Source organism: Vibrio sp. YQ_11, from assembly GCF_043103065.1.
Taxonomy (GTDB): Bacteria; Pseudomonadota; Gammaproteobacteria; order Enterobacterales; family Vibrionaceae; genus Vibrio; species Vibrio parahaemolyticus.
On record NZ_JBICJM010000009.1, the window covers coordinates 146,109 to 159,072 of the forward strand.

At 46.3% G+C, this 12,964-nt stretch carries 10 protein-coding genes; 6 read left to right on the forward strand and 4 right to left on the reverse strand.

Annotation, left to right across the window (positions count from 1 at the left end):
- The first annotated feature begins 221 nt into the window (after nt 1-221).
- From ebgR to ACF8EG_RS06460, 4 genes are all read left to right on the forward strand, one after another.
- On the forward strand, nt 222-1,208 hold the full coding sequence (gene ebgR, locus ACF8EG_RS06445; protein WP_005494135.1) for a transcriptional regulator EbgR: 987 nt from the start codon (nt 222-224) through the stop codon (nt 1,206-1,208).
- A 347-nt stretch (nt 1,209-1,555) separates the two neighbouring features.
- Nucleotides 1,556-4,654, forward strand: a complete 3,099-nt coding sequence (gene ebgA / locus ACF8EG_RS06450) for a beta-galactosidase subunit alpha (protein WP_069507381.1) — start codon at nt 1,556-1,558, stop codon at nt 4,652-4,654.
- Between the two features lie 3 nt (nt 4,655-4,657).
- A complete protein-coding gene (locus tag ACF8EG_RS06455) occupies nt 4,658-5,110 on the forward strand; it encodes a beta-galactosidase subunit beta (protein WP_005484991.1) in 453 nt (150 codons plus the stop codon).
- Between the two features lie 78 nt (nt 5,111-5,188).
- Nucleotides 5,189-6,622, forward strand: a complete 1,434-nt coding sequence (locus tag ACF8EG_RS06460) for an amino acid permease (RefSeq protein WP_005456559.1) — start codon at nt 5,189-5,191, stop codon at nt 6,620-6,622.
- A gap of 48 nt (nt 6,623-6,670) precedes the next feature.
- On the opposite strand, the gene ACF8EG_RS06465 is transcribed toward ACF8EG_RS06460, so the two are convergent.
- On the reverse strand, nt 6,671-7,591 hold the full coding sequence (locus tag ACF8EG_RS06465) for a LysR family transcriptional regulator (protein ID WP_079859006.1): 921 nt from the start codon (nt 7,589-7,591) through the stop codon (nt 6,671-6,673).
- Between the two features lie 112 nt (nt 7,592-7,703).
- Here ACF8EG_RS06465 and chrA point away from each other — a divergent pair, with 112 nt between their 5' ends.
- Nucleotides 7,704-8,843 carry a chromate efflux transporter gene (chrA, locus tag ACF8EG_RS06470; protein WP_206926064.1) on the forward strand — a complete coding sequence of 380 codons (1,140 nt, stop codon included), beginning with the start codon at nt 7,704-7,706 and terminating at the stop codon, nt 8,841-8,843.
- 101 nt (nt 8,844-8,944) lie between these two features.
- Nucleotides 8,945-10,048 carry a phosphatase PAP2 family protein gene (locus ACF8EG_RS06475; protein WP_138938282.1) on the forward strand — a complete coding sequence of 368 codons (1,104 nt, stop codon included), beginning with the start codon at nt 8,945-8,947 and terminating at the stop codon, nt 10,046-10,048.
- A 102-nt stretch (nt 10,049-10,150) separates the two neighbouring features.
- Here the strand turns inward: ACF8EG_RS06475 and ACF8EG_RS06480 are convergent, their stop codons facing one another.
- From ACF8EG_RS06480 to tadF, 3 genes are all read right to left on the reverse strand, one after another.
- On the reverse strand, nt 10,151-10,876 hold the full coding sequence (locus tag ACF8EG_RS06480) for an OmpA family protein (protein ID WP_353985827.1): 726 nt from the start codon (nt 10,874-10,876) through the stop codon (nt 10,151-10,153).
- 5 nt (nt 10,877-10,881) lie between these two features.
- Nucleotides 10,882-12,354 (reverse strand): pilus assembly protein, encoded by a 1,473-nt coding sequence (locus ACF8EG_RS06485; RefSeq protein ID WP_141180362.1) that lies wholly within the window; start codon nt 12,352-12,354, stop codon nt 10,882-10,884.
- An 86-nt stretch (nt 12,355-12,440) separates the two neighbouring features.
- On the reverse strand, nt 12,441-12,962 hold the full coding sequence (gene tadF, locus ACF8EG_RS06490) for a tight adherence pilus pseudopilin TadF (RefSeq protein WP_141180363.1): 522 nt from the start codon (nt 12,960-12,962) through the stop codon (nt 12,441-12,443).
- Between the last annotated feature and the right edge of the window lie 2 nt (nt 12,963-12,964).

The window sequence follows — 12,964 nt, forward strand, 5'->3', positions numbered from 1 at the left end:
ACGTTTCCACAAAATTACACAAAAGCCTTATTTTAGATGCTGACTTTAGTTAAATTAAACCAGGAGGATGATGAGCAGTGAAGATGAGTCGAGCAGATACCGCTCTCTTTCGTGGATCGCACGATTTTACTAAAAGTTTGTGCATCCCTAAGTAGCTGTTTACAATAGCCAGATTATTGAGTTCTCACTTGGACTGTGAGCAATGCCAACGGGAAATGTACATGGCAACACTAAAAGATATCGCCACTGAAGCGGGCGTCTCACTTGCAACTGTATCGCGAGTTTTGAATGACGATCCGACGTTGAGCGTTAAAGAAGAAACCAAACGCCGCATTTTAGAAATCGCAGAAAAGCTGGAGTACCGCACCAGCAGTTCGAAGAAAGCCACCAAAGAAGCCAAGCAAAAACATCACTTTTTGGCCTTGTACAATTACAAACAAGAAGCAGAAGTGAATGACCCGTACTACTTGTCGATTCGTCATGGGATTGAAACTCAGTGCGACAAACTCGGCATTACGCTAACCAATTGCTACAACAGCGAAATTGATGTTGAAACGCAAAAGATTACGGGTGTCCTTTTAGTCGGGAAAGTCGACCAAAAGGTGGTCAATAAGTTACCTAAACGCCTAGCCGATAGCATCTGTTACATCGACTTTTCAGATCCAACTAGCCCTTACGATTGCGTTGATATCGACCTTGTAAGAATCAGCAAGCAAGTGGTTGATTTCTTTGTACAACAAGGCTACGAGCGTATCGGATTTATTGGTGGACAAGACGAGCCCAACACCGCAGACATTCGTGAAAATGCGTTTGTGGACTACGGCAGTCTAAAAGGTGTGGTTTCTGAAGACGACATTTATCGTGGCGATTTCTCTAGCTTGTCCGGTTATGACTTAGCGAAAGAGATGCTGGCCAAAGGCGATTTCCCAAAAGCGATGTTCATTGCTTCGGACTCCATTGCGATTGGTGTGTTACGAGCAGTGCATGAGTTTGGTTTAAACATTCCTGATGATATTGCGCTGATCAGCGTGAACGACATTCCTACCGCGCGTTTTACCTTCCCTCCTCTATCGACCGTTCGTATTCATTCTGAAATGATGGGGATTCAAGGCGTGAACTTGTTAGTAGAAAAATACCGTGACGGACGCGCACTGCCCCTTCAAGTGTACGTTCCAAGCAAGCTCAAGCTACGCGGCACAACTCGATAAAAACACCCTCAAAACTGTTCAAATAAAGCACTGAATTTTCAGTGCTTTTTTATTTCTTCTTTTATTTTCTACCGAATTTTTACTGTTTTTACTTTCCAAAACAATCTAGAACGCATTCCTTTACGCTGATCACATCTTGCTCAACATTGGTCATTTAAAACGTGACCAAGTTAAAGTAAAACGTTTCCAATAATTTATTTTAGTAAAACCTTTACTAAAATCTTTCTCAGATTATTCATAAGCATTTTTCACAATACATCGGCCGTTGTTTTTGCACTGATGTTGAGCCGCGATGAAACCAATCCGCACTCCAACATAAGCGCACCAAGCCGAGGGGAGATCAAAACGTGAACAATTGGGAAAACTTCCAACACTTACACGAGAATCGTATGGCACCGCGTGCGTACTTTTTCTCCTACGACTCTGTTCAGAGCGCACAAACCTTTCAACGTGAACTGAGTCGCCGCTTTATGTTGCTCAGCGGCCAATGGGCATTTCGTTATTTCACCAACCCAATGTTGGTGCCTGATGAGTTTTACTCACAAACAATGAACGACTGGGGACACATTACCGTCCCAAACATGTGGCAAATGGAAGGTCACGGCGATCTGCAATACACCGATGAGGGCTTCCCATTCCCGATCGACGTCCCGTTTGTACCAACCGACAACCCAACGGGCGCTTATCAACGCACATTTACACTTGGTCCACAGTGGGATAACCAACAAACCATCATCAAGTTCGACGGCGTGGAAACCTACTTTGAAGTGTACGTAAACGGCGAGTACGTCGGCTTTAGTAAAGGCAGCCGACTCACAGCGGAATTCGACATTTCCAAGTTCGTCCAACAAGGCGAAAACTTGCTCTCTGTACGCGTGATGCAGTGGGCCGATTCCACTTACATTGAAGACCAAGACATGTGGTGGACGGCGGGGATCTTCCGTGATGTTTACCTAATCGGAAAAGAGAACATTCACGTCCAAGACCTCACCATTCGCACCGATTTCGCCGACGATTACCAAAGTGCGACGCTCAGTGCTCAAATCGAATTGGAAAACCTTTCCACCGCTATCGCGTCTGGCTATACGCTGGAATACGCGCTGCATGACAAAGGCACTGTCGTAGCCAGTGGTCAATGCGATTCACTGACTATCCAAAACCACCACTCAACAAGCTTTGCGATTGATATGGTGAACCCAACGCATTGGACGGCTGAAAATCCTTACCTTTACCACTTGTTCATTACCTTAAAAGATCACCAAGGCAACCTAGTGGAAGTGATCCCACAACGCGTGGGTTTCCGTGATATCAAGGTGCGTGATGGCCTGTTTTACATCAACAATCAATACGTGATGCTGCATGGTGTAAACCGTCATGACAACGACCACCTAAAAGGTCGCGCAGTGGGCATGGACCGCGTGGAAAAAGATCTGATTTTGATGAAGCAACACAACATCAACTCGGTTCGCACCGCACACTACCCGAACGACCCACGCTTCTACGAGTTATGTGATATTTACGGCCTGTTTGTGATGGCAGAAACCGATGTGGAAACCCACGGCTTTGCCAACGTTGGCGACCTAAGCCGCATCACCAATGATCCTGCTTGGGAAGCGGTGTTTGTCGATCGCGCAGTGCGTCATGTTCATGCGCAAAAGAACCACCCTTCTATCATCATGTGGTCACTCGGTAACGAATCGGGTTATGGCTGTAACATCCGTGCGATGTATGCCGCGACCAAAGCAATTGATGACACCCGTTTGGTTCACTACGAAGAAGACCGCGATGCTGAAGTGGTGGATGTGATTTCCACTATGTACTCACGCGCTCAACTGATGAATTACTTTGGCGAACACCCACACGAGAAGCCACGCATTATCTGCGAATACGCCCACGCGATGGGGAACGGGCCGGGTGGTTTAACCGAATACCAAAACGTGTTCTATGCGCACGACCACATTCAAGGTCACTACGTTTGGGAATGGTGTGATCACGGCATTCTAGCGCGTGATGAACGCGGCCAAGAGTTCTACAAATACGGCGGCGATTACGGCGACTACCCAAACAACTACAACTTCTGCATGGATGGTCTGATTTACCCAGATCAAACCCCGGGCCCTGGCCTGAAAGAATACAAACAAGTCATTGCACCGGTGAAAATCCGCACCGTTGAAGGTTGCCATGATCGCTTTATCGTTGAGAACAAATTGTGGTTCACCAACCTCGATGATTACACCATTACTGCTGACGTGCGTGCCGAAGGTGAAACCCTGCGTAGCGTGCAATTCAAAGTCGAAGCTTTGGTAGCTAACAGCGAACGTGAAGTGAGCATCGACTTGCCAGAATTGGATGAGCGCGAAGCCTTTGTTAACTTCACCGTACGCAAAGACAGTCTCACGCTTTACAGCGAAGCCAACCATGAAATTGCGGTGTATCAGTTCCAACTGAAAGAAAACACCGCCACGTTGCCTGCGTTGGTCAACCACAATGTTCAACCATTGGTGCTTGAAGAAAGCCGTCTAGAGCACGTGATCACAGGTCATAACTTCACGCTTACCTTCTCGAAAGTAAACGGCAAGCTGACTTCTTGGCGCGTAAATGACGAAGAGATCATTCAATCTGAGCCGAGACTAAACTTCTTCAAACCGATGATTGATAACCACAAACAAGAGTATGAAGGTTTGTGGCACCCAGCGCATCTGCAAATCATGCAGGAGCACTTCCGCACACTTGCTGTGGAAGCAACTGATGATTCCGTCTTGATTACGACCACCAGCATCATTGCGCCGCCGGTCTTTGATTTTGGCATGCGTTGTACCTATCGCTATCAAATCAATGCGCAAGGCCATTTGAACGTGGAACTGAATGGCGAGCGCTACGGCGACTACCCTCACGTGATTCCGGTCATCGGCTTGGATTTGGGCATCAACGGCAGCTTTGACCAAGTGAGCTACTACGGTCGCGGCCCAGAAGAAAACTACCAAGACAGTCGCCAAGCTAACCTCATTGATGTTTACCACAGCACCGTAGAAGACATGTTCGAGAACTACCCGTTCCCGCAAAACAACGGCAACCGCCAACACGTGCGCTGGGCATCGCTCACGAACCGTCATGGCACAGGGTTATTGGTGAAACCTCAGCAAGAAATCAACTTCAGCGCGTGGTTCTACACCAACCAAAACCTGCATCAAGCGCAACATACGATCGAGCTAGAAAAGAGTGGCTACATCACCCTTAACCTTGACCATCAAGTGATGGGGTTAGGCTCGAACTCATGGGGCAGCGAAGTGCTCGACTCTTACCGCGTGTACATGGACGAGTTCCGTTACGGTTTGACGCTGATGCCTCTGCAAGCAGGTGATTGCAACGCACAAGTGATGGCAAACCATGATTTCGACAACGCGTTTTTCACTCAAACCAATACTCAATCAGTCAACGAGGCTTAACCCATGATCGTGTTAGACAGCTTAGAGCAATTCAAACAGGTATATCGCAACGGTCGTAAATGGAACCGCTGTGTGGAAGCCATTGGCAACATCGGCAACATCAAAGATGGCGTGATGCACTCGATTGGCGATTCACTAGTTTACATGGTTGAAGATGGCATCGCGAAACAAACCGAAATGTTCATCGGTAACCGTCGTTACTTCGATGTGCATTACTACCTCGAAGGTCGAGAAACCGTTGAGTTCGCGGATAAAACCGCGTTAACCCTAGAACAAGCTTATCGTGATGAAACTGACCGCGAGTTTTTTTCTGGTCAGGGTGAAACACGTGAGCTTTGCGAAGGCCAAGTGGCGATTTTTGAAAACAGTGAAGCGTACCGCTTCCACGGAGACAACCGCGTAAGAAAAGTGGTGCTCAAAGTGACCATCGAAGATGGCTACTTCCTAAATAAATAAAACAAGAGAAGGGCTGTGGTCACAGCATTACAAGCCCTTCCTCCCTACAATTCCAACGTGATTCACCGGAGATAGAACATGTCTGAATCCAAACGTAATACGATAGGCAAATTCGGGTTGTTGTCCCTCACCTTTGCCGCAGTATTTAGCTTTAACAACGTAATCAATAATAACATCGAGATCGGTCTAGCTTCTGCGCCAATGTTCTTTCTGGCGACCATTTTTTATTTCATCCCTTTCTGTTTGATCATCGCAGAATTCGTATCTCTGAATAAAGATTCTGAAGCGGGGGTCTACGCATGGGTAAAAAGCTCACTCGGCGGTCGCTGGGCGTTTATCTCTGCCTACACTTACTGGTTCGTTAACCTATTCTTCTTCACGTCCTTGCTGCCGCGTGTTATCGCTTATGCGTCTTACGCGTTCTTGGGCTATGAATACATTCTGACGCCATTCACCACTACCGTGCTCAGTATGATTTTGTTTGCGTTTGCAACCTACGTATCGACAAACGGCGCGAAAATGTTGGGGCCAATTACGTCGGTGACCTCCTCCCTCATGCTGCTACTGACAATGTCGTACATTTTACTGGCTGGCGCAGCGTTGATCGGCGGCGTAGAACCGGCTGACCCAATTACTGTAGAAGCGATGATCCCTGATTTCAGCTGGGCATTTTTAGGCATTACTACATGGATCTTTATGGCGGCAGGCGGTGCGGAATCGGTCGCGGTTTACGTAAACGATGTGAAAGGCGGCTCGAAATCGTTCGTTAAAGTCATCATCATCGCAGGTATCTTTATCGGCGTGCTTTACTCAGTTGCGTCTGTTTTGATTAACGTATTTGTTCCTAGCGAAACCCTAAAATACACGGGCGGATCGGTTCAAGTATTTGAAGGTTTGGCTGCGTACTTTGGTTTGCCAGAAATATTGATGAACCGCTTCGTAGGCTTGGTATCCTTCACCGCTATGTTTGGCTCTCTACTGATGTGGACAGCAACGCCAGTGAAAATCTTCTTCTCTGAGATTCCAGAAGGCATTTTTGGTAAGAAAACCGTAGAGCTGAACGAAAACGGCGTGCCAGCTCGCGCAGCTTGGTATCAGTTCCTTATCGTTATCCCATTGATGATCATCCCAACATTAGGTTCTAACACCGCTCAAGATCTGATGAATACGGTGATCAACATGACCGCAGCCGCTTCGATGCTGCCACCGCTGTTCATCATGCTGGCGTACCTGAATCTGCGCTTGAAACTGGATCACGTCGAGCGTGATTTCAAAATGGGCTCACGCAAAATGGGCATCGCTACCGTATCGGTACTGATCGCTATCTTTACGGTTGGTTTCTTAGCATCGACCTTCCCTACTGGGGCCGACATCATGACCATCATTTTCTACAACGTTGGCGGTATCGTGATTTTCCTTGGCTTTGCTTGGTGGAAGTACAGCCAATACGAAAAATCATTGAATCAGGAAGAGCGTATAAAAGAAGCCGCGCCAGCTTCGCAAGCGGTATAACACAGACTCTCAATGACAAACATTCTGGGCACCCTTTGGTGCCCTTTTTTATATGTGAGAGGTGATGGTCGAAGAAACCAACTCGCGTAGCCAAATGCCTTTATCTTCATTGTTTCGGCTGGAATGCCACAGCATGGCAATATCAAAATCCGCAACGGCGATCGGCGGCTTAACAGTAATGAGATCGTCCGAAAAGCCCTCCGCCAACGCCATTTTTTCTGGCACGATGGCAATGAGATCGCGCTTTTTCAATAAATGCCGAATAGTGAGAAAGTTGCGCGACGCCACGGTGACTTTACGGCTCAAACCATGTTCTGCGAGCTTTTGGTCTACTTGTGTCTTTAAGCTCCCATCGGGACTTACCAGAGCTTGCTCTATGTTCGCGAACGCTTCCAGAGACAGCTGTGTTTCCCCTTTCAATACCTGTTTATCACACATACACACGTGTTTTTCCGTGTACAAGTACAAGCTCTCAAAGTTGTCATCCAACACCGGCATGCTGCCAATAATGACATCGAGCTTTTCGTGCTCAGTTAATGCCACGTAGTTGCTACGATTGACGTTAATAAAACTGATCTGCGCCTCTGGTGCGCGCTGGCGTATTTCGTCATAAAGCCGAGGAGCAAAGATAAACTCGGCATAATCCGTTAACCCAATGCGACATACACCCGCGTAATTTTCAGGTTGGAAGGCAGACTTAGTGAGCAAGTCTTTGGCGATAGAGTCCAGCAAATGATGCACGGTTGGCGCGATGTTGTGAGCGTGCTCGGTGGGCTCCATCTTGTGTCCTTTTCGCTCAAAAAGCGGGTCGTCAAACAACAACCTTAAACGAGACAAACTATGACTCATCGCCGACTGGCTAACGTAACTTTTCTCTGCCGCGACGCTAACGCTTCGATGTCGATACAAGTAGGAAAACGTCACCAATAAGTTCAAGTCAATGTTACGCCACTGAATGTCCTCTTTCACCTCAATACCTTCATCCCATTTCATTCATAAATGAAATTAAATCTATCAATTTGAGTCATTTTAGAGCATCCGATAAATTAGCAACAATGCTTTTTAGATAAACAGGCTCGACATGTTCACCATCTTCAAAACTTTTTTCTGGCTAGGTTGGTTCAGCTTCGGCGGCCCTGCGGCTCATATTGGTTATTTTCGCCAAACCTTTGTTGAGAAACTGAAATGGCTTGATGACAGCGAGTACGCGCAAATTGTCGCGCTCAGTCAGTTTTTGCCGGGACCGGGCTCAAGCCAAGTTGGCTTTGCTTTAGGCTATAAACGTGGCGGTTTAGGTGGCGCATGCGCAGCATTTGTCGGATTCACGCTTCCTTCGGTGATCATCATGTTGGCGCTGGCGATGGTGAGCAGCCAAATCACCGACACCGCAGTGTTCCAAAACATCGTTCACGGCCTAAAACTGCTCGCAGTCGTGGTCGTGGCGGATGCGACTTGGGGCATGTACAAAAACTTCTGCCAAAGCAAACTGACTGCGGGGTTGTGCGTCGCTACTGCAATTGCGTTGCTGGTGGCGCCAAGCATCATGACGCAAATGTTCGTGTTGATCGCAGCAGGTTTTGTCGGCATGCGATATCTGAAGAAAGACTCCGCGCCATCAGCCGAGCCGTTTAAACCGTCTATCACGCCATTGGCTCTATTTGCGGTGCTTTTACTCGGCTTACCGTTAGTAGCTCATACGCTGCCTTTGCTTGGGCTGTTTAGTGATTTTTTCCAAGCTGGTAGTTTAGTGTTTGGTGGCGGTCATGTGGTGCTGCCGCTTCTGCAAAACATTGTTGGCGACCAGCTCAGCCAAGATGCATTTTTAACAGGCTACGCCGCTGCACAAGCTGTACCGGGGCCAATGTTCACCTTTGCGACTTTTATTGGTTATGAGCTTTCGGATACGCCAATTTTAGGCGCGCTGATCGCAACGCTTGGCGTATTCCTCCCAGGGTTTCTTTTACTGCTTGGTGTTCTTAAAAACTGGCTAGCACTGGCAGGCAAACCGCGGGTCTCCGGCGCTATCAACGGTGTCAATGCCTCGGTAGTAGGGTTACTACTCGCGGCACTTTACCAGCCAGTATTTAGCAGCGCAGTTGTTGCTCCCATCGACATGGCGTTAGTGGTTGCGGGTTGCTATCTACACAAAAAGCTCAACCTTTCGGTGCTGTGGATGATCGTGTTTTTTGTGGCGGCAGGCCTTGTCACGAGCATGATTTAAAAATCTTAAACGACAAACTCTTAACGGGCACTTAAATACAAATGCCCGTTTTCTCAGCTAAACTTATACCTCTAATAAAAAATAAGAAGATGGGAGCATCGATGGAACAAGAGAATAATTACGAGCTCAACCTCAGTTGGCAGCAAAAAACGTCATCTTGGATAAAATCAGTAAAGGATGAACTGAGTACTGATATCATTTTTTATCTATACAGTTTCGGATCTACTGCCATTATTTACTTTTGCTCTTGGTACCTTGATTCCCCTATCAATTACTCATTTTCTACTTATTACCACCTCTTCACAGTTACGACTTGCGCCGCTATTTTAGGGGCAGGTATGTATTATTATTTCTATTTACTGGTCCAACGAGAAAAGCGTCCTTTGAATCGTTTTAAGAAAAAAGTTCATCAACTATTTTTCCCTCTATACCGAACCATCTCTATTTTTTTATCGTTGCTCGCTATCAATTTTATTGTAACTAACCATACGTTTCTGAAATCGCTTATCCCACTCATAAATCCATTCAAATGGGATCATACCTTTGCTGAGCTTGATAGGCTGCTTCATTTTGGCGTTGCACCATGGGAATTGACTCATAGCTTGTTCTCTAGCCCGTGGGCTTCACTTAGTATCAATTTTGCTTACAACCTATGGTTTTTTCTAATGTGGGGGAGCGCATTCTTTTTTTGCATCTATTACAAACTTCCATTATTGAGATTGCAATTTCTGCTCACATTCGCACTGCTATGGATGATAAATAGTATATGGTTCGCTACCTTATTTTCTTCTGCAGGCCCTTGCTATATGGAACTTTTGACCGGTGACGCTCAGTACGCACCGTTGATGAAATTACTCACCGCTCAAAGTCTGTATCTGGAGAACATTGGCGCATCCCCTTTATGGTCTTTGTCGACACAAGACTACCTGTGGCATGAATACCTAGAGAATGCCAATAGTTTTGGCTCTGGTATTTCCGCGATGCCGAGTATGCACGTATCTATGTCTGTATTGATGGCGTTGTCCATTTGCAGACTGAATAAAAAGCTCGGTTACTTTGCTTACGCTTTTGCTATCCTGATACAAATCGGCTCGGTACATTTAGGTTGGCATTACGCCATTGATGGCTATGTGGGGACGCTGTTAACTGTTTTATTGTGGAAGATAGTTGGTTGGTTCATCAAACGCAATACCATGGCGGTTTGAGATTGATCCCCAAAGCGCCAGTTCTAATAGAAGTATGTGTTGAAGTAAGGAAAAAACTCCCCCGCCCGTGTAGAAGCGCGGGGGGGGGGGGTAATATAGCGGTTATGGGATAGCTTTATGGCTTGGTGACTCTCGCTCTTCAGCTGGTATGTAGACATCCGCTCGGCGGTTTTTAGAGCGTCCTTGGGGGGTTTCATTGCTAGCAATCGGTTCAGATTCACCAAATGACTTCAGCTCTGTATTTTCCCGTTTCACCCCATATTTCACCAATTCATTGGCGGTGCTGTGCGCGCGGTTCAAGCCAAGCTCTTGGTTGTAAGTATCGGTACCGATCCAGTCAGTATGCCCTTCAACCGTCACTCGATAATTACTTAGAGCCAATTGACGCGCCACACTGCTTAACACATCTCTAGCCAATGATGAAAGATTGAAACGATCAAAAGCAAAGTGAACCCGTGCAACCAGTTGTCCCTTGTCACCCACTTCACCACTAAATTGTGCAATACCTAAGTTTGAGATATAGGTTAAACATTCACTCGGATCGGTTAACAGTGATGATTTTTTCATCAGTGCCTGTTTAAGAGCTTGGTCATCGCTTTTTTCGGTCACTTGCAAAAAACCATTGCGATGTGTGCCAACGCCCGTCACTTCTCCGACTGTGATTGAATGCGAATATTCATAAAACGCAGTGGCGCAGTACTCTGTTAATGTTGAACTGATGTCGTTGGCATTGGCATTGGCATTGGCATTGGCATTGGCATTGGCATTGGCATTTAACGTTGTAAAACCGACCACCAGCATTACTGCCATTACTTTTTTATTGGTCATATCTTTCACCCATATAGTCTCGATTCACCAGTACCACGAGATCCTTTTTGAATTAATTCTTCGATTTTTTTAATAAAATCTTCCGTTTCTGTTACATCAATAATGTCTTCATCTGGGTTCAGCACGCAATCTTGGAAGCCGCTTTGTGCCGATGCCTGAAAATCCACCCCAATTACGCCAATGTATAAGTAGCCCTTCGCTGATTCAAAGTGCGCTCGCGCTTTATCGCACATGCCTTGTTCAACAAGGTTTGGCAAAATATTTCCAAATGGGTCTTCCTCACCATCGCTGATCACGATCAGCATTTTCAGCCGCTCGTTATATTGTTCAATCTCATCCTCAGTACTTCCACTGGCGGGACGCCCTTTATCCATGGCTTGAAAACCACGCAATAAACCTTGATAAGCAGCCGTACCACCTCCGGCTCGCATTCCTTGCATTTCTGCAAGTTTACTTTTGTCCGCAGTAAGCGGAATAGTATAAAAGCCATTCTTGCCAGGGCTTGTTAAGCTATCTCTATAAAGGTTGTTGTTGTTGGAATCAAAATGGAAATTAAAGTTCGGATCCGACACCTTATCGTTAAACATATCATTCACCGATGTAGCGTAATCAATGTAAACCGGCACCTCCAGATAGTTGCTGCTGCCATTTTGATCTAATACGTCGAGAACTCGTCGTGCTTGTTCTTTTTGCTGGCTATTACACCACCAACTCCACCAAGCGGCACAACGCTCTACATCTCTCTCAGAGGAACTAGCCCAAGCTGACCAGTCCACTTGTTCATAGGTTACCGATGAGACATTTGTTCTCACATCGTTTCTGTATCTGACTTGACTACTTGAAAAAAGAGAGCCCTGCATTTTCTCTTGTACCCTCAAGTTAAACGGCACAATCGCCACCCGATTGAGCACCTCGGTTTCACCGGTTCTCGGGACTAAAATACGGTCAGATATCTGCTCAACGGCTCCTTTTAGTAAGTTGATTTTGACTTTACCTTGCCACTTCCAATTCATTGAGCCCGAAAAGTCACTCACTAAAACCAAGTCAATGATTTTGTCACCCAAATAGTACGGATACTTCGCTGCAACGGCTTGTCCTGCCAGTTTCTCCTGCGCTTTAAATGAGGGGATCAAATTACTGGCAAACCAAGAATTATGGGTTGTGGTCACTTGTACTGAATATTGAATTTTTTCTAAGACTCCAGCGTCCTCATCCGGCTCTTGGTATGTTCTGAGCGTAGTAATATCGACATGGGAAATATCCCGCACATAATCTTGAATATATCGAGTAGCTAAGGCGTCCGCTTGGTTTGCTTTATCGTCAATCGTAATCGCCAACGCCGCACTTTGTGCAGCATCACGTAAACGGCTTGTCTCGTGAATATAACGAGTGCCCTCTACGGCAAAAAACGTGATACCAAGTACAGGGACAAGGCTAATTGCAAACCAAATGGCGGCAACCCCTTTTTGGTGACGCATGGACCGTCTTGCCAGTAGGACTCGACCTGTAGCTTTACTAAAATACGTTGAGCGACAAGACTGTGGCTTATTCATGAAACCCATTGTTACCTCCCCACCACAACAGAACTGGATGAGATTGTCATTGTGGACCCGCCGCTATTCCCCCAAAGCGTCGCGAACCAAGACGTTTCCTTTTGGCACAGCGTTACTTGGTAGAGAGGAAAGACGACGCTATTTTCAACTGGGACAAGATCAGCTTTTTCATTCAACGCTACAGCATTACAGCCTAAGTTCTCGTATTCCGTACTTACAAACTGCTCCCAAACGGTTTTATTGTGCAATGCTTCTATCTTAATAGCGATACTATCGGGGCTAGTACCGAGCAAACGCGCTGCCAAAATTTGCATGTGGGAGGTATCAATTGCATTTAAATTCACTCTTTCATCGTAATACCGAGTGCGCTCTTTTAGTATGTTTACTAAGGCAAAACTACTGCGATCAAGTTTTGCTCTTGTCATCAATTTATCGCTCAGATCAGTCATAAAATAAAAAATGGTGACGATCGCTATAAGCACAAAGAAAAGCTCAATGGCGAAGGAGCCTTTTTGTCGGGAACGCAATTTCATGG

Excerpts from the sequence above, each read along its gene's own strand:
- ACF8EG_RS06475 (WP_138938282.1), top strand. The coding sequence starts at position 8,945 with ATGGAACAAGAGAATAATTACGAGCTCAACCTCAGTTGGCAGCAAAAA.
- ACF8EG_RS06485 (WP_141180362.1), bottom strand. The coding sequence starts at position 12,354 with ATGCGTCACCAAAAAGGGGTTGCCGCCATTTGGTTTGCAATTAGCCTT.
- tadF (WP_141180363.1), bottom strand. The coding sequence starts at position 12,962 with ATGAAATTGCGTTCCCGACAAAAAGGCTCCTTCGCCATTGAGCTTTTC.
- chrA (WP_206926064.1), top strand. The coding sequence starts at position 7,704 with ATGTTCACCATCTTCAAAACTTTTTTCTGGCTAGGTTGGTTCAGCTTC.
- ACF8EG_RS06460 (WP_005456559.1), top strand. The coding sequence starts at position 5,189 with ATGTCTGAATCCAAACGTAATACGATAGGCAAATTCGGGTTGTTGTCC.
- ACF8EG_RS06455 (WP_005484991.1), top strand. The coding sequence starts at position 4,658 with ATGATCGTGTTAGACAGCTTAGAGCAATTCAAACAGGTATATCGCAAC.
- ACF8EG_RS06480 (WP_353985827.1), bottom strand. The coding sequence starts at position 10,876 with ATGACCAATAAAAAAGTAATGGCAGTAATGCTGGTGGTCGGTTTTACA.
- ebgR (WP_005494135.1), top strand. The coding sequence starts at position 222 with ATGGCAACACTAAAAGATATCGCCACTGAAGCGGGCGTCTCACTTGCA.